Source organism: Pontibacter sp. GD7, from assembly GCF_058216375.1.
Window position 1 is genome coordinate 59,258 of the sequence record NZ_JBYZMP010000003.1, and the last position, 25,214, is coordinate 84,471.

The following is a 25,214-nucleotide window of genomic DNA, read 5'->3' on the forward strand; positions in this document are numbered from 1 at the left end:
ATACTTATATATAAAAGAAGAGCCCCGGCAGGTTTACCTGCCGGGGCTCTTCTTTTATGGTTTGTCTTATGGTTTAAAAGTCAGTTTTATTGGCCGCGTTTCTATTATGTTGCTCTTATTAGGTATTGGCGTATTGCGGTCGTAAATAAAGATCTGGAACTTGATGATATCACCGGGTTTAAAGAATTCGTCTGTGATGCTGTTGATCGTATACTTTATCTCGCCTTCCAGTGGCTCGGCGCGGTCGTCGTTGGTTAGCCTTCTGAAGCGTCCGCTAAAGTCGAAGCCCTGCACCGGAAACTGAAACTTTACAAATGCCGAGTCGCTTGGGCTGCCTGGTACAGGCTTTTTGATGAAAAGGTCTGTAATGAAGTTGTTCTGGTATTGCGAACCTGCATTAAAAGGAGCCTTGCTGTCCGGGTCGGTGCTGTTCGGGTTGCTGTCCAGCGGCCTCAGGCCCAGGTTCCCGTTGCCATCCTGAAAACCGATAACGATAGTTAAGTTAGCCGTCGTTATTCCAAACTCCTTTACATAGCTTACATCAACCCGTTTAAACTCGATCTCGGGAGCATCGGCATAATCAGGTTCTTCGCGGCAAGAGGTTAACGTGGTTGCCAGCAGCATAAGGGCGGCGCCATACTTTAGCAGGTGTCTCATGTACAGTCAGAAAAGTGTACTTAAATTTACTAAACAAACGCATACAATATACTAATTGTTGTGATATCTTTTGGTGAGATGCCGGTTTGGGGGTTATGCCACAGCCAGTTGTTTTATACTTTGCCATGGTGCTTGTTAAGTATGAAATACACAATGCTTTGTAAGTATAAAATTGAAGCTGTATCAGAGTTTTTCTTAAAAAGTATAAACCCGCCATTGTTGGTGTTTCTCACCAACAATTAAAAGTCGCTGGCTATTGTACTTGCTGGTGAGAACACGCAGCAAGGGCAGGCAGTATGGATCTTAGTAAACTCTAAACAGGATTATTGATTAAAGTATGGTTACCCAAGTATAGTGCTAAAACATCTTTCCGCAGGTTTAAACGTTTATACCACTCATGGGATATGTAGTATTTACGATTTTGGTAGCAGGCATTTGCCTGCTTTTTTATAGATGGGCCACGCGCAAGGCGCGCAGGCGCAAAGTAGTGCTGGCTCAGGATTTTCCGGTAGAGTGGCGCAAGATACTCGTTGACAGGGTGGGCTTTTACCATACTTTAAAGACAGAGGAGGAAAAGCACCGCTTCGAGAAGATGTTGCAACTGTTTATTTCTGAAAAACGCATTACCGGCATACAGGTGGAGATCGACGACCTGACGAAGGTGCTGGTGGCAGCCAGTGCCGTGATCCCGATCTTTGGCTTCAACGACTGGGAGTACCATAACCTGGGAGAGGTGTTTGTTTTTCCGGGAAGTATAAAGCGCTTTAAAGACCAGGACAGCGAGGCTGTTTCGGAGATACTTGGGCGAGTCAACCCGTTTCAGAACGACCATTATGTTACCCTCTCTAAGCCTGCGCTGGAGCGGGGCTTCAATAACATGGCTGACCGTAAAAATGTGGGCATACACGAGTTTGCGCACATGCTGGATCAGGCTGACGGTGAGATTGACGGTGTGCCGGAAGCATACTTGCCCGATGAACTGGTGCAGCCCTGGCAGGAGCTGATGTACCGCAAGATCCAGAGTATAAAGAAAGGTAAATCAGACATAGATGCGTATGGTGCCACCAGCGAAGCGGAGTTTTTTGCTGTTGTAACCGAGTACTTTTTCGAAAAGCCCGATAAGCTGGCCGAAAACCACCCGGACCTGTATAAGCTCCTGACCAGGATCTTTCAGCAAAACCTGAAGCGGCGGTTCAGGATCAACTTCCAGGAATTGCTTAACCCCTACGGTAAGCGCCTCGGCCGAAATGAGCCATGCCCTTGCGGCAGCGGAGAAAAGTATAAAAATTGCTGTCTGGCTAAAAAGCAGGCTGCATAAGTGGTTTTGGACACAAGACACAAGACACAAGATAAAGGACTCAGGACATAAGACTCAAGACACAAGACTTTTTTCCTGTAACTCCGCAAGTATAAGTATACTATTGCCAGGATTTGTAATCCCTATGCTACTACTATGAGGATTTTCAATCCGATTCTAACCACGGTTAGTAGCTGACAAAGTATAATATCGGATTACAAATCCTGGCAATAGTATACTTCCGGATTGCAAATCCGGAAGAGCGGAAAGTGCCGCTAAATGCAACTTGACTCAATAAAAAAGCCCCTGCAAGTATACTTACAGGGGCTTTTAAAGTAAAAAAATCGACGTTTTTAAGTTACAACAGGTTTAGCATAGGCCTTTACATCTTCTAAAGTGATCTCTGGTCCGCTCATGATCACAAGGCGCTCCACCACGTTTCGGAGTTCACGCACATTTCCGCGCCAGTCCAGTTCTTTCAGGTTCTCCAGCGCATCTTCTGTGATGGTTTTAGGTTTGTTACCGTAATCGTTGGCAATATCACCCAGGAACTTTTGCACCAGGTCCGGAATATCCTCACGGCGTTCGTTTAGTGGCGGCACGTGTATCAGGATAACACCCAGGCGGTGGTACAAGTCTTCCCGAAAATTCTTGGCTTCGATCTCCTCCAGCAGGTTTTTGTTGGTGGCTGCCAGCACACGCACATCCACCTGTATGTCTTTGTCGCCGCCAACACGGGTTATCTTGTGCTCCTGCAGGGCGCGTAATACCTTGGCCTGCGCCGAAAGGCTCATGTCACCCACTTCATCAAGAAATAAAGTACCACCATTGGCCTGCTCAAACTTACCGATGCGCTGTTTTACAGCCGAGGTAAACGAACCTTTCTCATGGCCAAACAGCTCACTTTCTATCAGCTCGGCAGGGATTGCGGCGCAGTTTACCTCAATCAGTGGTCCGCCGGAGCGGTTGCTGTGTTCATGTATGGCGCGTGCCACCAACTCCTTGCCCGAACCGTTTGGTCCGGTTATCAGCACACGGGCATCGGTAGGGGCTACCTTTTCAATAGCCTGCTTCACACGTGTGAGGGCAGGGGAGTGGCCCACCATTTCGTAAGTCTTCGATATTTTCTTTTTTAATATCTTGGTTTCGGTAACCAGGTTAGACTTATCCAGGGCATTGCGCACGCTTACCAGCAGGCGGTTTAGGTCCGGTGGTTTCTGCAGAAAGTCGTAGGCACCTTTTTTAGTAGCCTCCACGGCAGTGTCGATGGTGCCATGTGCCGAGATCATGATAAAGGGTGTGTCCGGTGTGAATTCCATGGCTTTCTCCAGCACCTCAATGCCATCCATACCAGGCATCTTGATGTCGCAGAGCACCACGTCGTATTTATTTTTGCTAAGATGCTGCAGGCCTTTTTCTCCGTCCTCGGCCTCGTCTACGGTATAATCCTCAAACTCGAGAATCTCCTTTAACGTGCTCCGGATGGCCCGCTCATCATCTATGATCAGAATTTTGGGCATAGTTTTATTTTAAATATCTGGCTAAGTATATGAAATAAACAGCCGCTAGTCAAGGTATAAGCTGTTTAGCTGCGGAATTTCAGTTTTAACTGAATTTGGGTAGGGGAGGTTACAGATGGGGAATTATGAATGAGAAATTATGAATTAGGAATTAGTTCAGGTTTTGAGGCATCTTCGGTTATAGCTTTTTACTGCTTTAGAATATTTGCCCTAGCCTTAGCTACTTCTAGTCTATGTTTTGCATGCAAGTATCAATCTTGCTTCTACCGCGAGTTTTCAACTCGTGGTTGTAAATAGGGCAAGCTTTCAGCTTTCGTGATTTGCTTATTATACTTCTGTGTAGCTATGCAAGCAGAAAACTTGCCACATAATAACCCACGAGTTTTCAACCTTATCTTGTCCCATAATTTTTAGATATGAGACTATTCGCCTCAGGCGTATCAAAATTGTCCCTTGAGGGCAGGGCCGTTTCATTCTAAAAAAACATGAAAAAAACACTGTCATTCTGTAAAGAAACTTGGTGGAAGGGAGGTTAAGCTTATACTCCCAGCTACCAAGATCCTTTCAGGATGACAAAAAAAGTTAGAATGAAACAACCCTACCCTCAAGGGACAATTCTTCTAAAGAAGGGCCTAATCCTGTAAAGTCTTGGGACAGGATTAGGTTGAAAACTCGCTGCAGGAAAAATGGCAAGTATAAACTTGTGCCTAAATCGTAGCCCTCGGATTGGTTAGAAATAGTTATCTATTGCCTTTTAGGTGGGCAGGCCTCTAAAAGCTGTTCTACCTCTGGTATTGTGTAGCGCTCGTTGTTGTTGCCGAAATTGGTCTGGATGTAGTTGAGCAGGTTGGTTATTTTGTCTTCGCGCAGGTCTACGCCTGGCATGGGTTGGTTATACTCTATACCGTTTACCGTAATCGGGCCTTCCAAGCCATGGCGGATAAGGCAGGGCAGTTCGCTGCGGTGTTTTTGCAGGTAATCGGCTCCGGCAATAGGAGGGATAACACCACGAAGCCCACTGCCGTCTTCCATGTGGCAGCTCTGGCAATGGGTTTCGTAAAGGCGTTGGCCCTCGTTCTTTTTATCCGTGAAGCAATGGGTAAGTGTGGTTAGGGCAATTCCACTGAGGGCGAGTATAAGCAGTTTATTTTTTAGCATTGTTTGCCTCTTTCAATAGCACCGGTATGTCTTTTATCAGGCGGTCCACGTCTTCTTCCAGGGTGCCATTGTAGTGCCCCCGAATACGGCGTTGCGGGTCGATCAGGTAAAAGTCGCCGGAGTGCGTAAAGCCGCCTTCGGCATCGGCATCTTCCCGTGCTGCAGCCAGGTATTTCTCAGCAATAGTATAAATGCTGTCTTTGTCGCCGGTAAGCAAGTGCCATTTGGCTGTTTCTATTCCTAGTCTTTCAGCGTAGTCCTTTAAAACGGCCACCGTGTCATGTGCAGGGTCAATGGAGTGTGAAAGCAGCACTACGTCAGGATTATCCTTAAAAGCCTCGTACACACGCAGCATCTGCGATTTCATTTTAGGGCAGATGGTTGGGCAGCTCGTAAAGAAGAAGTCAGTTACGTATACTTTGCCATCTACTGTTTCCTGGGTAACGCGCTGACTGTCCTGGTTTACGAAGGCGAAATCCGGTATCGTATGGTAAAGCGTGTCTACTACCGTCTCACCGTTTACGGTGCGCTCCACAGGTTCACGCTCACCGTAAATTGGCAGGGTTTTATTGGAGTCGCTGTCACAGGCCGACAGAAACGTTATACCTGCCACAATTGCCAGAAATAGAATCTGGGATAAGAACTTATCTGATTTTCTCATTGGTATTATAAGTTGACCGGGCAGCATGGATCGTGCTGTCCATAAGGGTTTGAACTTTCTCAATTTTAACAAGCTCCTGCTGCAGGTAGTTTATGGCTTGCTCGTTTTCCTGCTCTTCAGTAGGGGCTTTGTACTGGCGCATCCAGGCCATCATGGCTTCATCAGCCTTGTTAAGTAACCGGATGTGTAGCTGCAGGTTATGAAGTATAGTGGAGTCTGTTTGGGCTTGTGCCTCAAGGGTATCGCGAAGGCTGCGCAGGTTTTTACGCAACTTGTAGATATCACCCATCTTTACCATTGCCGTGTCGTGCACCGCCAACACCTGCTGCTCTAAATTTTCCCGCTGAAGCTGTGGGTTGTTTTCTGATGAACAGGCGCAAAATAAAGTGAGTCCCAGGGAAAAGATAAGCAGTACGTATTTCATATAGAGTTGAGCCATGATAGCTGTGTACTGCAAAGGTAAGCCTGCTAATTTACAAGTGCAAAGGAGTAGGCTTACGACTGTATACCAGAACCAGGTTTGGTTATCCCTGCTCTGGAGTAGGGATAAAATGGACGCTCAAAAGGGAATTGTAGTTTTATGCTCGGGATTGCAAATCCGGAAGAGTTGTTAAGAGTGGCAAGTATAGCTGCCTTGTACAGATTGTCTGTAATGAAGTATAGTACAGGTGTAAATAAATGCCCTTGGCTGCTACCTCACAAACCAGGGGCATTTATTCTAACTATTCAGGGTGGCGTTCGCTGAAATTTCTGCGTTGAGGAGCCTTGAAACCGGGCAGTTCTTTTTAGCATCCTGTAACAGTTCATCAAATTTGTCTTTGTCGATGCCATCTACCTTTGCTTTAACCTCCAGGTGTGAACTGGTGATAGTACCGTTCTCTAAGGTAATGGTACACTCGGTTTCCAGTTGCTCCGGCTTGTGTCCGGCCTCTGTCAGGTTACCGCTCAGTTTCATGGTAAAACAACCTGCATGCGCAGCGGCGATCAGTTCCTCGGGATTTGTGCCAACTCCCTCTGCAAAACGTGAGTTAAACGAATACTGTACTTGCTTTAACGTGCCGCTTTTAGTGCTTAAATGCCCAGCACCTTCTTTTATTGTGCCATTCCATACTGCAGTTGCTTTTCTTTTCATTGCTTTAGTGGTTTAGTTTATATCCTGTGGTAATGCTACCTCTGAGATGTTCCATGTGATACTCCATCGCTGGTGTTGTTGTTTCAAAGTATAGCTCAGGTCAATAAAAAAGGCCTGACCTGTGCCAGACCTTTTGATGTTTGTTTGTTTCCGCTTAAACCGGGACAGTAATGTCGGAATGCAGTGCCTGTGCTATCTGGTTGTACTGGCCTTCGGATATGTGGTCGCGCAGGAATTTCATCACATCCTGAAAAGCGTAATATGCGTGGTCCAAGGTAGGGAAATCAGCATTGTCGGCAAAGGCGTCTTTGGTACGGATAAACTCCAGCCACTCGTCTTCGTGGCGGATGCGCACCGGGCTGTGCATATGGAAGCCATCGTAATAAACCCCCTTCCAAAGTATAGGCAGTTGCGCACCCAGGTGTATTGCCTCTGCGGTTGGTATCCTGTCGCGGATGGCATGCAACACAGCTCTGAATATCCTGTTAGCCTTGTTCTCGTCATCAATACCCAGGTAGTTGCAAAGTTCGTGGGTCCAGGTGTTAGCGTCCTTTACATAATTATCAAAATTCATTGCCATTTTAACCTCCTTCTTTTGTTAAAAGATAGTTTATTTAAATGAACGGCTTAAAATAGAGAGGGTTATGAGATGAATGTGAACAGCGGAAAGTATAAGGTATATTGCTTTTGAAAGCAGGCGAGGCTAGTTGAGTTAACCTATAAACAGGCTTCAAGATGTTGTCATAAGGCAGTCTGAATTATTTTGCCGCCAGCCTTAATTAATTTTACCGCGCACAAATTTTATGGCATGATTCTCGTTATGGAATCACTATATATAAAACCAGAAACTATGAAAAAAAATTTTAACCTTGGCGCTGCCATTATAGTTGGTGCAGTGCTGCTAAGTAGCTGCCAACCAATGGAAGCTGAAGAGAATTACTTTGAGGTGATCGGCGAATTTGAGCAGCCATCGCCGGAGGCCGGTTACAGGCTCAACCTGTCTTACAACGGACCGCTAAACCAACGCGATGGTTTTGTAAAATGGGTTGACTCGGTAAAGCAGCAAGTGCCCAGTATGGTGAAGCTTAGTGAAAACATCTATGTGAATTACCTGCCCGAGGAGATGAACCGAAGGCCCGTACGAGGCGATCTCCAGACCAGTGTAAGTTACATGCTAACGGCTACCGACAGCACCCTCTATAACAGGTTGACCAAAGACCTGCTTAAAAGGAACCTCCCTTTCAGCCTGAATGTAATGGGCTCTTACCTGGACCCTGATACCAGAATTAAGCTACAGCAGGAGATGATGCAGAAAGCCGTAGAGAATGCCCGGCAGAAACTTGAAGGTTTAAGTGGCGAAGGTAAAACGTTTGAGATAGTAGGCATAGAGGAATTAGACAATACAGTGCCTTATGGCCCGGAGTACTATGACTTTAACCGGCGCATGGTATCGCGGGTTAAGGTAAAGGCACGAGTAGATTAAAAGTATTTTCCTGTTTTTAGATTACCCAAGGCTACTTGCGCAGGCGGGTAGCCTTTTTGTGTTTTTTATAGTTCGGAGAGCATCTAAAAGGCACTATCGCAACCATTAATTTGTTAAAAATTAGTGGGTTGTGAAGGCGGCTGCGTGCATGTTCCAACTATCAGGGTATTACCTGTTAATTCAACCCTTAAAAAGTATAGTAAAAATCAATTAAATGTGGTAGTTTTACCTATTCAATCTACCCTAATACACATGAGTGAAGTAGAAGATAAAAAAGTATCAAAAGGTTATTCAGCAGATAGTATTCAGGTACTGGAGGGTTTAGAGGCTGTACGCAAGCGCCCTGCCATGTACATCGGTGACATTGGTATAAAGGGTTTGCACCACCTGGTTTGGGAGGTAGTAGATAACTCAATCGATGAGGCCCTTGCCGGACACTGTGATACGATCAACGTAACCGTAAATCCAGACAACTCTATCACGGTTTCTGATAATGGCCGTGGTATCCCGACAGACTTTCACCAGAAAGAAGGCCGCTCTGCCCTGGAGGTAGTAATGACGGTACTACACGCTGGTGGTAAGTTCGATAAAGACACCTATAAAGTATCGGGTGGTTTGCACGGTGTAGGTGTGAGTTGCGTTAACGCGCTCTCTACAGACCTGCATGTAACAGTGCACCGCAACGGTAAAATTTACGAGCAGCACTACAACATTGGTGTTCCGGCTTACCCGGTGCGCGAGATCGGCGATACCGACAGAACAGGTACAACTGTTACCTTCCACCCGGATGCCTCGATCTTTACCACCACAGAGTATAAATATGACACCATTGCCAGCCGTTTGCGCGAACTGGCATTCCTGAACAAAGGTATCCGCATTAATCTGCAGGATATGCGTGAACTTGACGAGAAAGGCGAGCCGGTGAACACGGATTCTTTCTTCTCGGAGGGTGGTTTGAAAGAATTTGTGGCCTACCTGGATGAGACACGTGATAACCTAATCCCGGAGCCGATACATGTAGAAAGTGAGAAGAACGGTGTGCCTGTAGAGATTGCCCTGCAATACAATACATCGTACGCCGAGAACATCTTCTCTTATGTAAACAACATCAACACCATTGAGGGTGGTACGCACGTAGCCGGTTTCCGCCGTGCTCTTACCCGTACCCTGAAAGCATACGCAGACAAGTCTGGTATGCTGGACAAGGTGAAAGTAGACATCACCGGTGACGACTTCCGTGAAGGCTTGACCGCTGTTATCTCGGTTAAGGTTGCTGAACCTCAATTCGAAGGCCAGACTAAGACCAAATTAGGTAACTCCGAGGTTTCTGGTGCTGTTGATGTGGCTGTTGGCGAGATGCTGAATGAGTACTTGGAGGAGAACCCGAAGGAGGCACGTACAATCGTTCAGAAAGTTATACTTGCAGCACAGGCCCGTAACGCAGCCCGCAAGGCCCGCGAAATGGTACAGCGCAAGAGCGTGCTTTCCAGCACCAGCTTACCAGGTAAACTAGCCGACTGCTCGGACAGTCAACCTGAAAACTGCGAAATATACCTGGTGGAGGGTGACTCTGCGGGTGGTTCTGCCAAGCAGGGCCGTGACCGTAAGTTCCAGGCCATACTTCCGCTGCGCGGTAAGATCCTGAACGTGGAGAAGGCGCAGGAGCACCGCATCTACGAGAACGAGGAGATCAAGAACATGATCACGGCACTGGGAGTGAGCTTTGGTACGCAGGAGGATGACAAGGCCCTTAACATGGAGAAGCTGCGCTACCACAAGGTTATCATCATGACGGATGCTGACGTGGACGGTTCGCACATCCGTACACTGATCCTGACATTCTTCTTCCGCTACATGAAGGAGCTGATTGAGAGAGGCTACATCTACATTGCGCTTCCTCCTCTATACTTAGTGAAGAAGGGCAAGGAAGAGCGTTATTGCTGGAGCGAGCAAGACCGTATGGAAGCTGTTGCCGAACTTGGCAAAGGTAAAGACGAGAGCGTGAACGTGCAGCGTTACAAAGGTCTTGGTGAGATGAACCCGGAGCAGCTCTGGACAACTACCATGGATCCAAGCGTACGAAGCTTAAAGCAGGTTACCATTGAGTCTGCGGCAGAAGCCGATCACCTGTTCTCGATGCTGATGGGTGACGAAGTAGGCCCGCGTCGTGACTTTATCGAGCGCAACGCAAAGTATGCCCGCGTAGACGTGTAATTTCAAGTATAAATTCATACTTTTTGGAAAGGCCAGCTGAAAAGCTGGCCTTTTTTGTTTGTCAAAGAAATCTGTTTCATTTCAAAAATTTTCTGGCGCGAATCTCCAGACTCGTGACTAACAGATAAGGTTGAGTCTTCCCGGGACTCCGCCCGGGACAGGCTTCCTCAACTGGCCCGGAGGGACAAATGTCCAGTTGTTATATCTACCCAATGACCGTTTATAGAAAAGTACATAGTGCTCAATTAACTCAAGTTGCGAGCTTCTTATTCAAAAACTGGATTTACCCACCCCATAGAGCTACGCTCGCTAGCTCAAAACTCTCGTTTTGGCTAGTCCAGAGGAGGGGAGTTTTACTCGTGCATGTTATTCCCCTCTGGGGGTAGGGGCCCTCTTCAAAGAGAGGGGTGCAGGGGTGTGTTTACACCTGCCGGGTTTATCATATCTCGCAACTTGAGTTAATAAGATGAAATTGTAGCCCCGAAAGCTTTTGGGAAATTTTGTATGTCGCAAGTTTAGCGTCAGCGCAACTTGTGACTAGTTATGAAGCCAGTTTGTAACTGGCGCTATCCAAAACTATACTTTCGCCAGTTACAAACTGGCCTCAACCTTAACCACCAGTCACCGCTGCGCTCAGACTGGCGGTATTCTCATGTAAAAAGCCCTGCTTAAAACTGAACCACGGTTAACGGGGACTAGGAAGTCCCCGGCAGCGTGCTTTCGGACAGGGATGTCCGAAAGAGCGGAATGTGAGAATATTTTATTCAGTGTAGTTTCGTATCTTCAGGCAACTTATAACTCATACTTAACCAGCACCAGCCAATGGAAACCACTGCAAAATCAACGCCAATCATAGTAGCACAGGAGTTTAATGCACCGAAGCAAAAAATATGGGAAGCCATTACCAACCTGGAGCAGATGACACAGTGGTATTTCGAAAACATCCCGGACTTTAAACCTGAAGTAGGCTTTAAAACAAAGTTTGTGATAGAGCTACCAGAACGCACATTCACGCATTTATGGGAAGTGGTGGAAGTAGAGCCCGGCCAGCAGATAAAATACCTTTGGAGCTACGAGGAGTACGAGGGGATGGGAAGTGTAACGTTTGAATTGTTTGAGGAGGGAGATAGGACTATCCTGCACCTGACAAACGAAGGCCTGGAGACGTTTCCTGCAGACGTTTCAGAGTTTGCGAGGGAAAGCTGCAGAGGAGGCTGGGAATACTTTATTAAAGGCCGACTAAAAGCGTACCTGGAGAAATAAACAGGTAGCGTTTAAACGCTACGATGCACCTGATCAATACCTGCGGTTTTACGTCCTACAACTCATTCAGCGGAATAGCCTTTAGTTCTTCGACTGGCCAGTTGGCAAGATTGGCACCTGCCGTGTAGGCGCTTTCCAGGAAGTTAAGCAAGGCCTCCTTTGGGTTGTCCATCAGGCGCAACTCTTCATAGTTAAGCAGGGCCATCGGGCTTCCGTTAGCATCCACCCACTGGGCACACTTCGGGTATAGTTTCTCCAGTTCAATGCCTGCCGGCGACGGGAAAGTATAGGAATAGAAGGCCGGAAAACGCACCTGGTCGTCGCCGGGCCAGAACCCAAAGCTGATCACCTCGTGCGAGTAGGCGTCTTTTTCGATCACGCTGGTATCAGGGTTAACCGGTATACTTTTACCAGAGAAGCGGGTAACGGTAAGGTCCATATGGTGCCAGTAAAGGTGCACCGGGCAGGTTTTGCCATAAAAACGGCCACTGAATTCTTTCAATACCTGGTCTACAGTAACTAGTGTGCGCCAGTACCTGTTTACCTGCTCCGGATTGTAGTTGGCATGCGCATGGTCCTCAGCAAACGGGATCTTGCTTTTAAGGTCATACGGTTTTGCCTGGATCTCTACCTCTATGCCCAATACTTTGAGCGCCTTCATCACGGAAGTATAAAAACTAGATACACTCAGGCCATCTTGTAAGTCAATACGTTCTGCGGCGCCAGTGCTTGTCCGGATAACCAGTTGATGATCAATAAAATCAAATTCTATCTCGAAGGTGAAAAACCTGCAGGGTATGGGGTGTGTGCTCATGCCCCGTGCGCTGACATACAAGGTTACATTCCACCAATGGTTCCGGCGCGGCATCAGGGCCAACCTGATCTTTCCGATGATCTGAAAGTATAAATGCAGTGTTTCCTTGGCAGGTTCCCACTCCTCCAGGGGCAGGGGCGGAAAATCGAGGCGGTTTGTTGTGTTTGTATCTGCTGTAGCCATAACCCGGTGTGTTTGTGTTTGCTTTTATGGTACGAGTAAATACGGGTTTGGGTATTTATCAGGGCCTCCGTAAAACCCTGTGTACCAGGTTTGCAAAGCTGCGCAGACCCGGCAAGTACAGCGGGCCAGCCAGGTAAAAAGCTTTTTTACCAAGCCTGTACCGAAAGCGCTCGAAAGATGTTGGAAGCATTGCTATACGCGCCCGTTCTGATGCAACATCCCTGTTAAAAGCCTTGCGCAACAGCAGGTCATAAGGCATAAAGAGGCAAAGTATGGTAATGGAGGTCACTTCAAAGTAAACCTTAAACACCAGCATGTTCAGAGTATGAAATACTAACAGGAACAAGCCCACCCAGGGCCGTAGCGACAACCTGAAAGCGCCGAATATACTTGATACCTGCAGGTACACCATCACCAGGAAGCCTGCCTGCCACAACAGCGGAACAGACGTGAACAGCGATGCCAGTTTGAAGTCCAGGTCCAGGCTGCGGTGACTAACGATGGCATTTACCAGTGCAGCCTTAGGATGAAGCCAGTGAATATACTCCGGCTCAAAAAACAGTTTATAAGCCAGTGAGGGTACTTTCCAGAGGCCGGCTAAGGTATAGGTAAACAGTAACCCTGCATAAAACCAGTTTATACTTTGGTGCAGGTAAACTGAGGGTTTCTGCAAAGCCTTTTTGCTGACGGGTATAAAAACCAGAAACAAATGCGCAAGCACAAACAAGTGATTTATGTGGCTCAAGAATCCATAACCCCACAGGACGAGGTTCAGCCAAAGTATACTTAATGCAACTACTAGCTGAGGCAATACTTGAGTACGCACCCGTAGCAACTGGTACAGGTTGCATGCCGCCACCAGCCCCACCAAAGTATAAACAACAGGCTGCGCGGGCAGCGAAGGCATCAGAAAGCGGGGCAAAGCATGCTCGTAAAAGAAGATGTCCCGGGGGCGCAGCAACAGGTACTCATACTTTTGAGCAAACCAGTACAGCCATACAAAACTGAACATCCTGAGCGCCTGAACAGCATAGAGAAAATTAAACGTGTTCCGGGATATCTCCGCACGCTTCTCAGCCGTAAACAACAGGCCGGATGGCTTAGAAACGGATAACTGTAAGCGTGTCATAGTGCTCGGGGTGTTGGAGATACTCAAGTGGCTGGTATGTTTCGCGTACAATTTTATAGGCCGCTGCCCCAGGGGCCGCATACTTTGCAAAGTTCAGTAGTCGGCTGTAGGCTGTTGCGCTATCCGTTTTACCAGATATGGCTGCCTGCGTAAGTCCGTCTAACGTATAGCTATACTCGTCGCGGGTAAAATTACCGTACAACGGTGCTACTTCCTGTCGTTTCCAGGTAGTGGCTTCCGGGGCCAGGGTATAGATCCTGAATTCCGATACAAGGTTATTACTGCCCAGGGGCTGCGTGAATAGTTTCCAGTTGGCAAAGGGGTATAACTCGCCATAGCCAAGCTTGCCCGAAGCCGTTGTTAACAGCGATCCGGCCATACTTGCCAATACAAGTATCCTGGTATACTTAAATCTGCTTTTGGCGCTGAACCGCATCTGTATAACTCGGGGCAAACAATTAAAATTGCTATGCTAAAGTAGTAAGAAATCGACTCTGTTTTATTTAAATACCATCCTGATATGCAGAAATAGCTATACTTTCTGAGTAAATTGTAAGTTTAGTGCGTATCTTAGGCTCTTGAACAAAGAGCCCTTAATCACAGGAAACATGCTTATCAACAAGGTTTCTGACCAGATAAAGAAAAGTAAGTACATTAGCCGCGACCTTAGCTGGCTGCGCTTTAATTACCGTGTGCTGGACCAGGCACGCGATACGAACAAGAGTTTTTTCGACAGGCTTAAATTCCTGGCCATCACGTCGTCTAACCTGGATGAGTTTTTCATGATCAGGGTGGGCAGCTTGTACAATTACCTCGACTATGGCAAAGAGCGAACCGACTACTCAGGCCTGAGGGAACTGCCTTTCCGTAAGAAACTGCTGGACTACGCCCATAGGTTTGTAAACGATCAGTACCTTACCTTTAACAGCGAGATAAAGCCGCTATGCGAAAAGCATGGCTTTGATATACCCAAGATCAGTGAGCTGACGGAGATCGAGCAGAAAAAAGTAGACTCCTACTTTAAGAATACGATCTACCCGCTGCTTACGCCTATGGTGTTCGACAACTACCACGGGTTTCCGCTGCTCATGAACCAGCTGCTTACCTTTGGCGTGGTTACCCGCACCACCGAAGACCAAAAGGCACAAGACAGGGTAACGTTTGTGCAGATACCCCAGAACCTGGCCCGCTTCTACGAACTCAACCGAAAGGACAAGATCATATTTGTGCCGATCGAGGAAATTGTGCGTTGGAAGATAAAGAAGCTGTTCAGGAACGTAGAGATCGTGTCGGTGAACCTGTTTAGGATTACCCGCAACGGCGACTTTACCCTGGAAGAATCTGACGACCTGGAGGCGGATTTTGTGCAGGAGATCAAGTCGAAGCTGAAGACCCGTAAGAAGGGCCGCGTGGTAAGACTGGAGATAGAGCGCAATCCGTCGCAGTTTATGCTGAAAGTGCTGAAAGAGCGCTGGACGATCGATAATGCCAACATCTTCACGATCAATAACCTGATAGACCTGCGTTGCCTGTGGCAGATCATTAACCACCGCCAGTTCAAGGACAAGGGGTTTAAACAGCCATCGTCGGTGCCGCCGCTTAGCCTGCCGAGCGACGGCGTAGACCTATTTGAATACCTGAAGGACCACGACGTGCTGCTGCACCACCCTTACAATAGTATGGAGCCGATGGTGGAGCTTTTGGAGCGTGCCGCTGAAGACCCTTCTGTGCTGGGTATCAAGCAAACAATCTACCGCCTTGCCGACCAAAGCCGCGTAACAGCCGCCCTGCTAAAAGCCGCCGAAAACGGGAAGCACGTATCGGTGTTGTTTGAGGTAAAGGCTCGCTTTGACGAAGAGCGCAACCTGCGCGAAGGCGAGAAGCTGGAAAAGGCCGGCTGCTTCGTAATCTATGGTATCAGCAAGTATAAAACGCATACCAAAATGATGATGATCATCCGGAAGGAAGGGGAGAAGGTAACGCGTTACGTGCACATTGGCAGCGGCAACTACAACGAGCAGACCGCCAGGCTCTACACCGACGTAAGCCTATTGACAACCAACGAAGTATACGCCCACGATGTATCGGAGTTCTTTAATGTAATAACGGGCCACTCCAGGCCAAACGAGTATAAATACCTGATCACTTCGCCAAAGAACATGCGCAACGAACTGATCGAGCTGATCAGGCATGAGGCGAAGAATGCTAAAAAGGGATTGAAAAGCGGTATTGTGATCAAGATCAACTCCCTGGAGGATAAAGAAGTGATCGACGAGCTTTATAAAGCGTCGAAGGCAGGAGTTCAGATTAAGTTGATCGTGCGCGGCATCTGCTGCCTGCGCCCTGGCCGCGAGGACCTGAGCGAGAACATTACGGTTAAAAGTATAGTGGGCGAGTACCTGGAGCATGCGCGTTTATACTATTTCCACAACAACGGCGACCCGAAAGTATACGGTGGCAGCGCCGACTGCATGGTGCGCAGCTTCGATCGCCGTATTGAGGCCCTTTTCCTGATCGTGAATGAGGAACTGAAACGCGAGGCCATCAACATTTTATACTATAACCTGCTGGATAACCAGAACTCTTACATTATGCGCGAGGACGGCACTTACATAAAGAAACGGAACCTGGCCACCGAAGACACAATAGACGTACACAAAATATTCTACAACAAAGCCAATGTAGAGGCACCCGTAACGGAGTTGGTGTAACGCAGTTCTAAAGTATAAACCTCAAAGGCCGGAGTATAGCAAGTATACTTCGGCCTTCGTTTTTTAGGAATTGTGCTGCTTTTAATATGGTATGGCCTACAGGGAACGATTGTCATCCCCCTGCCCCCCATGAGGCAGGGCCGTTTCATTCTATTTTTTTGTCATCCTGGAAGGATCTTGGGGGCTGGGAGGACAAGCTTAACCTCCGGGGGTAGGGGCCCTCTTTCTCTCACAAGTTTCCCCGAATCAAGTTCGGGGTTAAAACTTAACAGAATGACAGAAGTGTTTTCACTTTTTTATTAGAATGAAACGGCCCTGCTTCAAATAGGGACTACTTTGGAACGATTAACACACCCCTAACCCCTCCGAGGAGGGGAATTTTGCTCGTGCATGTAATTCCCCTCTGGGGCAGGGTCGTTTCATTCTACAAATTTCAAGGTCATGGCGCGAGCGTCCTCGCTCGTGACCTGCTATAGCTGGGCCTTCCCGTGACTGCGCCCGGGACAGGCTGGCCCAATTGGATCGCAGATCCAATTTTATAACAAGTCACGGATCACAGATCCGCGCCAGCAAAAAAATAGAATAAAACGGCCCTGCCCTCTGGGATGGTAAGATTCCCCTCTTGAGAGGGGTGCAGGGGTGTGTTTACATCTGCAAACACCCTATCTGAGAATCACACCAGAACAAGCCGGAAATCACAGCATACAAACCTGCCATACTTGTCCGTATCCTTCGGTAATTCTATGTATATTTACCATCATATCATTCATATTAAAATTTCGGTTTTTTGAAGTTAGCTGCTATTGATATTGGTTCTAATGCTGTGAGGTGTCAGATTTCCAGTGTGCTGAACCAGAACGGAAATGTTTTTTTCAAAAAGATAGAATACATCCGGTATGCCATCCGGTTTGGCGAGGATGTGTTTAACACGGGTTACATCAGCGAGTATAAAATAGAGAAGTTCATAAAGCTGTTGCGTGCCCTGCAACTCTTGCTGGATGTGCACGACGTAGACCATCACATGATCTGTGCTACCTCCGCCATGCGTAACTCCCTGAATGCGCCCGAAATTCTGGAGCGCGTTTACCAGGAAACCGGCATGGAGATAAATGTGATAGACGGCGTGGCAGAAGCTGAACTGATCAATAAGGTTATCTTTAACTTTCTGGATGAGCGTAACTACCTGCACATTGACGTGGGCGGCGGAAGCACAGAATTCAATATTTATGTGAACCGTGAAAAGATCGCTTCGCAGTCTTTTGAACAGGGCACGATACGGCACATGCACGGCCGCGACTCTGAGGAGCTTTGGAACAGCATGCGCCATTGGATCGAAACCAACTCTAAGAAATACCATTTGTCGCGGGCTATTGGCACTGGCGGCAACATCAACAAAATTTACGAACTGGCAGGTAAATCAGGGGGCAAGCCTATCTTCCGGAAACAGATAGAAGAGGTAGCAGCGATGGTGGGCAGCATGAGCATGGACGAGCGCATTACTAAGCTGTTACTTAACCCTGACCGTGCCGATGTGATACTTCCTGCCGCCGAGATATACCTTTCGGCAATGAAATGGGCGAAACTGGAAAGTATGATCGTGCCTGCGGTTGGCCTAAAAGACGGTATACTGCATGCCCTTTACGAACGTAACCACCCGGAACGCTTTGTTATAAGCAGACTGGGGTAGATTGATAGATTATACTTTAAAAATCAACTGCACTCCATACATAGTGCAGATAGTAGGAGTAGGTACTCCTGTTAGCTAGTAGTTGGGTAGGAACTAAGATGAAAAATATTGAGATAACTAATTTCAAAGACTTCCATGAGATAATCGAAGGTTACGCTGATAGTAACTTTGTTTTCCGTGGACAATCAAACTTTGAATGGGACTTAGTTCCAAAGGTTGCTAGACCTGAATTTAAGAAAACAGTTCCAGAAGTATTTAAGGAGCAGGATATAATAAAGGCTTGGAGGAGGTATGCTTCTCACCTAATCCATAAGGAACCGATTGATACTTGGGATTGGATATCTCTTGCTCAACATCATGGCTTAGCAACTAGATTATTAGACTGGACAAAAAACCCACTAGTTGCTTTATTTTTTGCTACTTATGGTTTAAATGAAGAAGTTGATGGTGCTGTATACATCTATGATTTTGGAAATTATGTGGTTGAAACAACCAAGTATGACCCTTTTGATATAAGCTATTCGGGCATTTTCTATCCGAAGGGAGTAACAGCTAGAGTAATCAACCAAAGAGGGGTTTTTTCAGTTTCACACGAGCCTTCTATCCCATTAAATGAACTCCGTTACGATAGAGAATTCATTAAAATTAAAATTCCCAATAATTCTAAAAAGCGAATTCAGAAGAACTTAGAGCAGTATGGTTTAAATGAATTTTCGATATATCAAGACCTAGATAATCTATCGAACTACTTGAATCGATTCATACTAAGTCGTGAAATAGATAGCATAATATAGCATCTGCCAACAAGGTGCAGCATTCATGGTCAGCTATGCTTCGCCCATCAGCTGCACTAGACGTTGAATATAAAAATTCAAAAGTTTACTGTTACTCAAGCGCTAAAGAACAATGTGATGGATCTGAATGAAGCATTTGACGAGATTTATAACTATACTCATATGTGGAATTGGGGACCTGATTGGGAAGTACTTAGAAGAGTATATTTAGCCTTTCCAAACTCTTATTCTGTATTGACACCTTTTGCATATTCATATCTGGAAGAAATGATTAGATCGACAACAAGTCAATATGGTAAAGATGTGTTCAATACAGATGGAACCCCTAAGAAATACCGAAAGGTTGGCATTAAATTAATCGATTTAGCTATCGCGGAAAATAAAGATAGAAAGCCTGAATTTGTGAAAATTTTACCTGAAATCAAGTCCTATTTCTCTCAATCTGAACCCACCGATATTGGAGACAATCGAAATAGCGTAGCTCATGGGTATATGCATCCTAGATTTTGGGATCAGGAATCATTTGAGAAGTTAATTTTAGACATTGCAAAACTTTCAAAATATGCTGGATTCTAAATCCCCAAATATTGTTTTACATTATAAAGCATTGTAAGATTTTGCAATAAACTAGCAAAGAATTAGAAACACCTAAATTTTAGCTACGCCACAGTTTAGCCAAGTACGTTAACGCCTTCGGTATCCTAACAATCACCCCCTTCAAAACCTTATACTTCCAGGCTACCTAACCCCTATGCCCTCATTTCATATTTAACCGCACCGGCTTCAACTCGTAAAATAAGCTATACCCATTAGTATATTTTATGAGAAAGCCCAGATTAAGAAATATAAGAAGAAAGCTAGCCAGGGGCATGATTCCTTTGTTTGCGCCATTGGTACTTACGCCTATGGCCACGCCAGCGGCAAGTGGTACGTCTGCTGCGCTTAAGAACCCGAAAAGAACAAAAGCCGCAACAGCAAAATACAAGGTAGTGAAGCTGAACCAGGTGGCATTTAACCTATATAATGTCATGGGGCTACAGGAGACCGGCATGCGGCTGGATGTGTTCGAGAAAGCGCTAACTGGCTACTACAACATGAAAAGCCGTGATGAAGTATCAGACAAACCAATCATCACGATCGTGGACTTCTCTAAATCCTCGAATGAGAAGAGGCTCTGGGTAGTTGACCTTGACAAAAAAGAATTGCTCTACAACACGTATGTGTCGCATGGCCGCAACTCCGGCGACGAGTTCGCTGAAAACTTCTCAAATAAAAAGGAGTCGTACATGAGCAGCATTGGCTTTTACGTAACAGAGGGCACGTATTATGGCAAGCACGGTTTGTCGCTTAAGCTGGAGGGGCTGGACCAAAACTTTAATACCAATGCCAAGGACCGCTGCATTGTGATGCACGGCGCTGACTATGCCACCGAAGAGTTTATTGCGCAGGCCGGCCGGCTAGGCCGCAGCCTGGGTTGCCCGGCCATACCCATGGAAGAACACGAAGACATTATTAAGACAGTGGTAGGTGGTACAGCCATGTACATACACGCTGAGCAGGATAACTACACCTCGCAGTACCTGGACCATGTAACCGCCATGGCTGAACTTGTAAAAGAAAATCAGAAAGACGTGCCGCCTACTGAACCCGCCACTTAATGCTGCACCCTACACTTGGCTGCTGTTCTGTTTGTGCCGGCTTGTTATTCAGTAAAAGATCCAGTGCCTGTTTCAGGTCTTCGCCTGTTACAGGCACATTGTTGTTTGGCCTGGAGCTGTCGAACTGGCCATGATAGGCCAGGCGCTTATGCCCGTCATACACAAAGAACTCAGGGGTGCAGGCGGCCATGTAATGCCGCGCCACCATCTGGGTATGGTCGTACAGGTACGGAAACGGGAACTGCATCTCGTCAGCCAGCAGCTTCATCTCCTCCGGGCCATCCAGTGGCTGTAGCTGGGCATCGTTAGAACTGATGGCTACAAAGTTCACTCCTTTTTTCTGGTATTCTTCTGCCAGCTTAACCAGTTCCGGCAAAATGTGCTTTACATAAGGGCAGTGGTTGCACAGAAACATGATCACGGTGGCCTTCTGCGAGGTCACATCGTCCAGGGATATCAATTTATCTGAAACCGTATCTAAAAGGGCAAAATGATGGGCCTTGGAGCCCAGCTCAACTTGGGTGGTGGAGTGTGCCATAGTTCTAGGGTTAAGGTGGGAATTTACTCTAAAGTATATTTTTAATTTCAGATTCCCAATAAGCAGCCTACAGATTATTTATACTATCCCTTTCTGATTCGCAACGCCCATACAAAGCGGTCATTTCCAGGAGATGTTTTACCTGGATCGGTTTAAACTGGCCTTTTTTCAGGCGCCACTCCCAATTGCCCTTCGAGGTAGACGGTACGTTCATAACCGCTTCGGCCCCCAGGCGCAGCACATCCTGCACCGGAAGTACAGCCAGTTGGGCCACAGAGCCAAGCGCCAGATGCATCATCACATCGGCCACATTGTTCGGGTTTAGTTTGTGATTGCTGTACTCACTAAGCCGGTGCTTGTCCTCTTTGCTGGCCGTTTCTTCGTACCATCCGCGCACGGTGTTGTTATCGTGAGTGCCTGTATACACAATGCTGTTTACAGTATGGTTATGCGGGGCATACGGGTTATTCGAAACATCATCGCCAAAGGCAAAAAGCAGTACCAGCATACCCGGCAGTTCAAACTTGTGCATCAGGTCGCGCACGGGCTGGTCTATCTCGCCAAGGTCCTCGGCAATAATAGGCATGGGGTGGTGCTTTTGCTTGATGATCTTGAGAATATCTGTCCCGGGGCTTTTTTCCCATTTGCCATGGATGGCGGTTTTCTCGCCGGCAGGCACTTCCCAGTAGGCGGAAAATGCCCTGAAATGATCAAGCCGCAACAGGCCAAACAGCTGTAAATTATGCTCGATGCGGTCAATCCACCAGTCAAAGTTGTGTTTCTTCAGCATTTCCCAATCGTAAACAGGCGTGCCCCAAAGTTGCCCGGTTTTACTGAAGTAATCTGGCGGAACCCCTGATACGGCAGTGGGGTTACCATCACGGTCCAGCTTAAAGTAGCGGGAGTGCGCCCATACGTCTGCGCTGTCGTGGCTAACGTAAAAAGGCATGTCGCCGAAAAAAGTTATGCCTTTCTGGTTGCAGTACACTTTCAGGCTTTGCCACTGCCTGAACACCAGAAACTGCAGGTACTCCTCAAACTCGATCTCATCTTCCAGTTGCTCATCCAGATCTTTTAGGGCCTCTTTCTCGCGATATTTGATCTCGGTTGGCCACTCTACCCAGCTTTTATGCGCAAAGTGTGCCTTGTAAGCAGAGAAACGTGCAAAGTCGTCGAGCCAGCAGTGGTGTGTTTTCTGGAATCTGGTAAACTCTTTCCATACTTTGTCTGGCAGCTCCGATTTAAAGAATTCATACGACTTCCGGAGCAGCGGGATCTTATACTTTACCACCGCCTTAAAGTCAACACGGTCCTCCGGAAAATCAGGTGCGTTCTCCAGGTCTTTAGTGTGTAGCAGCCCATCCTGGTGCAGTAGTTCCGGACTAATAAGCAAGGGGTTTCCGGCAAAGGCGGAGTGGCTGCTGTACGGTGAGTTGCCATACTCTTGCTCGGTTGGGTTAAGCGGTAAAATCTGCCAGTAGCGTTGGCCGGCCTCTACCAGCAAGTCGCAGAACTTATATGCCTCCGGCCCCAGGTCTCCGATGCCGAAGCGGGAGGGGAGGGAAGTAATATGCAATAACAGTCCACTGCTGCGTTTAGGTATGATCATGATGCTGAAGCCGTTAAAAATGCCACCGGAAACGTTTTGAAAATCTCTGCAACAGGTACAGTGCCTTTGCCCTGCCAAGTATCCTTACCGAAGACAAACTGCCATTGGCCCGGGGCCTGCTGCGGTAATTCAATGATGGTGTTTTCCCATACTTCAGGGCCCATCGGAAGGTTACCCTCCGGTACAATTTTTGCCAGCAATAGCGGCACAGCTACTAAGGCCCATTCCTGTTTATGGTGCCGCGCAAAGGCCAGTACATGGTCCTTGTGCTTGCCGGTAACGGTTAGTGGTATGTACTCGCCGTCGCTAAACAGTTGCGGAAAACGGCGCCTAGCATTTAAAGCCTTATATACTGTGTAAAGCTTTACCTGACCATCTTCCCAGTGTTGCAGTAGTTCGCGATGCAGCTGGTAGGTGTTTTGGTTTTCCTGTTGCTTAATGCGCAGGAGTTGGTGTTGGCGCAACCTGTAATCCACGGGGCGGCGGTTGTCCGGGTCTACCAGGCTCAGGTCCCAGAGTTCGGTGCCCTGGTAAATGTCCGGCACTCCGGGGCAGGTGATCTTCAGCAATGTCTGGCACAGTGCATATATCCAACCATAGTGCGCCACCTTTCGGAAGAAAGGCACAAAGGATTGCATGAACCCCTGGTCTTGCTGCAGCAGCTGTGGCACCAGGTCTTTTACCGCCTGCTCATAAGCCTCGTTTGGTTCGGCCCAGTCGGTGTTAACTTTTGCCTCGCGCAATGCCTTTTCCAGGTAAGCCTGCAGGCGCTCAATCAGCTTATAGCCTGCTTCTCCCTCTTGCGGCAGCACTCCAAGTATGGTCTGGAAGATGAAGTACAGATCGTTTGCTATTGGCTCGGAAGTATACTTTTTGCTGATGTCGATCCAATGCTGCACGTGCTCCTCCCACTCGTCCGGCAGTTCGCTCAACACATTCAGGCGCATGCGCACTCCTTCGCCGCGCTTGGTGTCGTGGGTGGCGGTGGCGTTAAGTGAGTGCGGATATTCTCTCTGCCGGTGCAGCATCCGCTCATGAAACTCCTCTGTTTCCAGGTGAAAAATGTCCGGGTTATTGCCTACCTCGTTCAGCGAGATAAGGCGGTTATAATTGTAAAAGGTGGTATCCTCCACACCCTTGGCCGCCAGCGGACCTGTGAACTGTTGGCTGCGCATCACAAAGTATAGTTTGTGGTGCTTTGTGTCGGGGGTGTCGTCGGGGCTTACGGTAAACAGTGTGTGGAGGTGCTCGAGTTGTGACTTCAGTTTTGGCGCCTGTTCGTGGGCCTCGGCAAAGGCTTTATCCACTACCTCCATTTCTTTATGAGAAAGCGGCAGGCGGTTGCCATAAATGCAGTATACCGGAAATGCTACCAGTAAAACAGCCAGTGCCTCACGCCAGGTATTCTCCTCTTCCAGCGGTATCAGGTGGCGTTCCTGCAGCACGCGCAGCAGGTTGTCCAGTTCGCCCTGCATGTAGTTCGTCAGGATGAACATTTTTTTGTTGTACACCAGCTGCTCGTAGTTGGTCGGGGCATCGGGTACCAGGCGGCGGTAGATCTCGGTTAGCTTCCGGCGACCAGAGGCAGAAGTATAAAGGTTGCTTACCCAGGCCAGAAAATCGTAGCCACTGTTGCCTTGAATCGGCCAGCGTTCCGGCAATTCTTCCTCACCTTCCAATATCTTCTCCACGATAAGGTATTTGTCCGGGCCGGCCAGCTGGCGCAGGCGCTTCAGGTAGGTGCTGGGGTCAAATAGGCCATCCACGTGGTCTACCCGCAGGCCCTGCACCAGGTTGTTGTGGCAGAGTTGTTTTATAAACTGGTGGTACTGCTCAAACACGTCCTGGTTTTCCATGCGCAGGCAGATCAGGTCGTTTACCGTGAAGAACCTGCGGTAGTTTATCTTCTTCTCCGTTTCCTTCCAATGGCAAAGTATAAAATGCTGCTGGTCCAGGAGTTGCCGCAGCTGCGCCGTATCCTTATTTACCTGGTCTATGACTTCCTCCAGCGCATTTTTCAGTTGTTCAGAACCGTAAAGTTTTTTCTTGTAGTTTGTCCAGGCGGCAGGCGTAAGGGTTTCTTCTTCCTCGAAGCGTTGCAGCTCTCCCAAAAACTGCCCTGCTAGTGGTGTTATGCCCGGCTCTCCGGAGTGCTTAAGTGCCCGTTGCAGCAAGGTATGGTAAGTGGCCAGGCTAAGTGGGTAGGCATTCTCAAAGTATACCACTTTCAGGCCATCTTCTTGCAGTTTTACTTGCAGCTGGTTTTCTTCCAGTACTTTATCCAGGGTATCTCCCAGAAAAGGCACCATGACCTGCCCTGCATAGTCCGGGTGCCTGTGGTCGATGTCGAAGAAAGTATAAAATGCTGATTGCGGACCTTTTTCCAGCACGTCCATCAGCCAGGTGTTGTCCGGGTGATAGGCCATGTGGTTTGGAACGATGTCCTGCACCCAGCCCATGCCCCGGCTTCTCAGTTCATCCGCGATCTGGGCCAGTTCCTGCTGTGTACCTACCTCCGGATTAATGTTGTACGGGGCCGTGACATCATAACCGTGCTCACTGCCAGGCCTTGCGCAGAAAATCGGGGCCGCGTAAATGGTGCTGATGCCGAGCTCCTGCAGGTAGGGCAGCAGGTGCAGGGTCTGCTGTAGGGTAAACCTGGGCGACAGCTGCAGCCGGTAAGTAGCCGACGGAATGTATGCCATG

Annotated in this window: 22 protein-coding genes; 9 read left to right on the top strand and 13 right to left on the bottom strand. The window is 47.7% G+C overall.

The window, feature by feature from the left end; all coding sequences use genetic code 11:
* Positions 1 to 66: 66 nt before the first annotated feature.
* Positions 67 to 657, bottom strand: coding sequence for a hypothetical protein (locus tag AC4BAP_RS05810; RefSeq protein WP_490581678.1), 591 nt, complete (start codon positions 655 to 657; stop codon positions 67 to 69).
* Between the two features lie 397 nt (positions 658 to 1,054).
* Between AC4BAP_RS05810 and AC4BAP_RS05815 the strand changes: the two genes are divergently transcribed.
* The gene (locus AC4BAP_RS05815) at positions 1,055 to 1,975 is read left to right on the top strand and encodes a zinc-dependent peptidase (RefSeq protein WP_490581679.1); all 921 of its coding nucleotides are present in this window, start codon (positions 1,055 to 1,057) and stop codon (positions 1,973 to 1,975) included.
* A 332-nt stretch (positions 1,976 to 2,307) separates the two neighbouring features.
* Here the strand turns inward: AC4BAP_RS05815 and AC4BAP_RS05820 are convergent, their stop codons facing one another.
* The 6 genes from AC4BAP_RS05820 to AC4BAP_RS05845 form a co-directional block, all read right to left on the bottom strand.
* On the bottom strand, positions 2,308 to 3,474 hold the full coding sequence (locus tag AC4BAP_RS05820) for a sigma-54-dependent transcriptional regulator (protein WP_490581680.1): 1,167 nt from the start codon (positions 3,472 to 3,474) through the stop codon (positions 2,308 to 2,310).
* A gap of 744 nt (positions 3,475 to 4,218) precedes the next feature.
* Complete coding sequence (locus AC4BAP_RS05825; protein WP_490581681.1) at positions 4,219 to 4,632, bottom strand: c-type cytochrome; 414 nt, start codon at positions 4,630 to 4,632, stop codon at positions 4,219 to 4,221.
* Complete coding sequence (locus AC4BAP_RS05830; protein ID WP_490581682.1) at positions 4,619 to 5,293, bottom strand: SCO family protein; 675 nt, start codon at positions 5,291 to 5,293, stop codon at positions 4,619 to 4,621. The genes AC4BAP_RS05825 and AC4BAP_RS05830 overlap by 14 nt, the downstream gene beginning before the upstream one ends.
* Complete coding sequence (locus tag AC4BAP_RS05835; protein WP_490581683.1) at positions 5,277 to 5,717, bottom strand: hypothetical protein; 441 nt, start codon at positions 5,715 to 5,717, stop codon at positions 5,277 to 5,279. Before AC4BAP_RS05835 ends, AC4BAP_RS05830 begins: the two co-directional genes overlap by 17 nt.
* A 294-nt stretch (positions 5,718 to 6,011) precedes the next feature.
* Positions 6,012 to 6,425, bottom strand: a complete 414-nt coding sequence (locus AC4BAP_RS05840; protein ID WP_490581684.1) for an OsmC family protein — start codon at positions 6,423 to 6,425, stop codon at positions 6,012 to 6,014.
* Positions 6,426 to 6,579: 154 nt separating this feature from the next.
* On the bottom strand, positions 6,580 to 7,005 hold the full coding sequence (locus AC4BAP_RS05845) for a DUF2267 domain-containing protein (protein WP_490581685.1): 426 nt from the start codon (positions 7,003 to 7,005) through the stop codon (positions 6,580 to 6,582).
* A 270-nt stretch (positions 7,006 to 7,275) separates the two neighbouring features.
* Here AC4BAP_RS05845 and AC4BAP_RS05850 point away from each other — a divergent pair, with 270 nt between their 5' ends.
* The 3 genes from AC4BAP_RS05850 to AC4BAP_RS05860 all read left to right on the top strand — a co-directional run bounded on the left by AC4BAP_RS05850 (position 7,276) and on the right by AC4BAP_RS05860 (position 11,385).
* Positions 7,276 to 7,908 (top strand): SIMPL domain-containing protein, encoded by a 633-nt coding sequence (locus AC4BAP_RS05850; protein ID WP_490581686.1) that lies wholly within the window; start codon positions 7,276 to 7,278, stop codon positions 7,906 to 7,908.
* Positions 7,909 to 8,160: 252 nt separating this feature from the next.
* Positions 8,161 to 10,122 (top strand): DNA topoisomerase (ATP-hydrolyzing) subunit B, encoded by a 1,962-nt coding sequence (gene gyrB, locus AC4BAP_RS05855; protein ID WP_490581687.1) that lies wholly within the window; start codon positions 8,161 to 8,163, stop codon positions 10,120 to 10,122.
* An 822-nt stretch (positions 10,123 to 10,944) separates the two neighbouring features.
* Positions 10,945 to 11,385 carry an SRPBCC family protein gene (locus tag AC4BAP_RS05860; protein ID WP_490581688.1) on the top strand — a complete coding sequence of 147 codons (441 nt, stop codon included), beginning with the start codon at positions 10,945 to 10,947 and terminating at the stop codon, positions 11,383 to 11,385.
* A 55-nt stretch (positions 11,386 to 11,440) separates the two neighbouring features.
* Here AC4BAP_RS05860 and AC4BAP_RS05865 read toward each other — a convergent pair whose 3' ends face one another.
* The 3 genes from AC4BAP_RS05865 to AC4BAP_RS05875 are packed head-to-tail and all read right to left on the bottom strand — an operon-like array spanning position 11,441 to position 13,947.
* Entirely contained in the window at positions 11,441 to 12,382 is a 942-nt protein-coding gene (locus tag AC4BAP_RS05865) for a DUF5996 family protein (RefSeq protein WP_490581689.1), read from the bottom strand.
* A 58-nt stretch (positions 12,383 to 12,440) separates the two neighbouring features.
* Positions 12,441 to 13,511 carry a hypothetical protein gene (locus AC4BAP_RS05870; protein WP_490581690.1) on the bottom strand — a complete coding sequence of 357 codons (1,071 nt, stop codon included), beginning with the start codon at positions 13,509 to 13,511 and terminating at the stop codon, positions 12,441 to 12,443.
* Positions 13,483 to 13,947 (bottom strand): hypothetical protein, encoded by a 465-nt coding sequence (locus AC4BAP_RS05875; RefSeq protein WP_490581691.1) that lies wholly within the window; start codon positions 13,945 to 13,947, stop codon positions 13,483 to 13,485. Before AC4BAP_RS05875 ends, AC4BAP_RS05870 begins: the two co-directional genes overlap by 29 nt.
* A 172-nt stretch (positions 13,948 to 14,119) precedes the next feature.
* On the opposite strand from AC4BAP_RS05875, the gene ppk1 reads away from it, so the two are divergent.
* The 5 genes from ppk1 (at position 14,120) to AC4BAP_RS05900 (ending at position 20,361) form a co-directional block, all read left to right on the top strand.
* Complete coding sequence (gene ppk1 / locus AC4BAP_RS05880) at positions 14,120 to 16,222, top strand: polyphosphate kinase 1 (RefSeq protein ID WP_490581692.1); 2,103 nt, start codon at positions 14,120 to 14,122, stop codon at positions 16,220 to 16,222.
* 787 nt (positions 16,223 to 17,009) lie between these two features.
* Positions 17,010 to 17,909 carry a Ppx/GppA phosphatase family protein gene (locus tag AC4BAP_RS05885; RefSeq protein ID WP_490581693.1) on the top strand — a complete coding sequence of 300 codons (900 nt, stop codon included), beginning with the start codon at positions 17,010 to 17,012 and terminating at the stop codon, positions 17,907 to 17,909.
* A 98-nt stretch (positions 17,910 to 18,007) separates the two neighbouring features.
* Positions 18,008 to 18,703, top strand: coding sequence for an FRG domain-containing protein (locus tag AC4BAP_RS05890; RefSeq protein WP_490581694.1), 696 nt, complete (start codon positions 18,008 to 18,010; stop codon positions 18,701 to 18,703).
* A gap of 117 nt (positions 18,704 to 18,820) precedes the next feature.
* Positions 18,821 to 19,279, top strand: a complete 459-nt coding sequence (locus AC4BAP_RS05895) for a hypothetical protein (protein WP_490581695.1) — start codon at positions 18,821 to 18,823, stop codon at positions 19,277 to 19,279.
* Between the two features lie 245 nt (positions 19,280 to 19,524).
* Positions 19,525 to 20,361: a murein L,D-transpeptidase catalytic domain family protein gene (locus tag AC4BAP_RS05900; protein ID WP_490581696.1), complete on the top strand. Its 837-nt coding sequence runs from the start codon at positions 19,525 to 19,527 to the stop codon at positions 20,359 to 20,361.
* Here the strand turns inward: AC4BAP_RS05900 and AC4BAP_RS05905 are convergent.
* From AC4BAP_RS05905 to treY, 3 genes are all read right to left on the bottom strand, one after another.
* Positions 20,342 to 20,899, bottom strand: a complete 558-nt coding sequence (locus AC4BAP_RS05905) for a thioredoxin family protein (RefSeq protein ID WP_490581697.1) — start codon at positions 20,897 to 20,899, stop codon at positions 20,342 to 20,344. The two genes, AC4BAP_RS05900 and AC4BAP_RS05905, sit on opposite strands and share 20 nt — an antisense overlap.
* A 67-nt stretch (positions 20,900 to 20,966) precedes the next feature.
* Positions 20,967 to 22,508 carry a 4-alpha-glucanotransferase gene (malQ, locus tag AC4BAP_RS05910; RefSeq protein WP_490581698.1) on the bottom strand — a complete coding sequence of 514 codons (1,542 nt, stop codon included), beginning with the start codon at positions 22,506 to 22,508 and terminating at the stop codon, positions 20,967 to 20,969.
* Positions 22,505 to 25,213, bottom strand: coding sequence for a malto-oligosyltrehalose synthase (gene treY, locus AC4BAP_RS05915; RefSeq protein ID WP_490581699.1), 2,709 nt, complete (start codon positions 25,211 to 25,213; stop codon positions 22,505 to 22,507). The genes malQ and treY overlap by 4 nt, the downstream gene beginning before the upstream one ends.
* Position 25,214 lies beyond the last annotated feature (1 nt).

What these genes read in the sequence shown, in the direction of transcription:
- AC4BAP_RS05810 (WP_490581678.1), bottom strand. Translation starts at nt 657, where the DNA reads ATGAGACACCTGCTAAAGTATGGCGCCGCCCTTATGCTGCTGGCAACC.
- AC4BAP_RS05815 (WP_490581679.1), top strand. Translation starts at nt 1,055, where the DNA reads ATGGGATATGTAGTATTTACGATTTTGGTAGCAGGCATTTGCCTGCTT.
- AC4BAP_RS05820 (WP_490581680.1), bottom strand. Translation starts at nt 3,474, where the DNA reads ATGCCCAAAATTCTGATCATAGATGATGAGCGGGCCATCCGGAGCACG.
- AC4BAP_RS05825 (WP_490581681.1), bottom strand. Translation starts at nt 4,632, where the DNA reads ATGCTAAAAAATAAACTGCTTATACTCGCCCTCAGTGGAATTGCCCTA.
- AC4BAP_RS05830 (WP_490581682.1), bottom strand. Translation starts at nt 5,293, where the DNA reads ATGAGAAAATCAGATAAGTTCTTATCCCAGATTCTATTTCTGGCAATT.
- AC4BAP_RS05835 (WP_490581683.1), bottom strand. Translation starts at nt 5,717, where the DNA reads ATGAAATACGTACTGCTTATCTTTTCCCTGGGACTCACTTTATTTTGC.
- AC4BAP_RS05840 (WP_490581684.1), bottom strand. Translation starts at nt 6,425, where the DNA reads ATGAAAAGAAAAGCAACTGCAGTATGGAATGGCACAATAAAAGAAGGT.
- AC4BAP_RS05845 (WP_490581685.1), bottom strand. Translation starts at nt 7,005, where the DNA reads ATGGCAATGAATTTTGATAATTATGTAAAGGACGCTAACACCTGGACC.
- AC4BAP_RS05850 (WP_490581686.1), top strand. Translation starts at nt 7,276, where the DNA reads ATGAAAAAAAATTTTAACCTTGGCGCTGCCATTATAGTTGGTGCAGTG.
- gyrB (WP_490581687.1), top strand. Translation starts at nt 8,161, where the DNA reads ATGAGTGAAGTAGAAGATAAAAAAGTATCAAAAGGTTATTCAGCAGAT.
- AC4BAP_RS05860 (WP_490581688.1), top strand. Translation starts at nt 10,945, where the DNA reads ATGGAAACCACTGCAAAATCAACGCCAATCATAGTAGCACAGGAGTTT.
- AC4BAP_RS05865 (WP_490581689.1), bottom strand. Translation starts at nt 12,382, where the DNA reads ATGGCTACAGCAGATACAAACACAACAAACCGCCTCGATTTTCCGCCC.
- AC4BAP_RS05870 (WP_490581690.1), bottom strand. Translation starts at nt 13,511, where the DNA reads ATGACACGCTTACAGTTATCCGTTTCTAAGCCATCCGGCCTGTTGTTT.
- AC4BAP_RS05875 (WP_490581691.1), bottom strand. Translation starts at nt 13,947, where the DNA reads ATGCGGTTCAGCGCCAAAAGCAGATTTAAGTATACCAGGATACTTGTA.
- ppk1 (WP_490581692.1), top strand. Translation starts at nt 14,120, where the DNA reads ATGCTTATCAACAAGGTTTCTGACCAGATAAAGAAAAGTAAGTACATT.
- AC4BAP_RS05890 (WP_490581694.1), top strand. Translation starts at nt 18,008, where the DNA reads ATGAAAAATATTGAGATAACTAATTTCAAAGACTTCCATGAGATAATC.
- AC4BAP_RS05895 (WP_490581695.1), top strand. Translation starts at nt 18,821, where the DNA reads ATGGATCTGAATGAAGCATTTGACGAGATTTATAACTATACTCATATG.
- AC4BAP_RS05900 (WP_490581696.1), top strand. Translation starts at nt 19,525, where the DNA reads ATGAGAAAGCCCAGATTAAGAAATATAAGAAGAAAGCTAGCCAGGGGC.
- AC4BAP_RS05905 (WP_490581697.1), bottom strand. Translation starts at nt 20,899, where the DNA reads ATGGCACACTCCACCACCCAAGTTGAGCTGGGCTCCAAGGCCCATCAT.
- malQ (WP_490581698.1), bottom strand. Translation starts at nt 22,508, where the DNA reads ATGATCATACCTAAACGCAGCAGTGGACTGTTATTGCATATTACTTCC.
- treY (WP_490581699.1), bottom strand. Translation starts at nt 25,213, where the DNA reads ATGGCATACATTCCGTCGGCTACTTACCGGCTGCAGCTGTCGCCCAGG.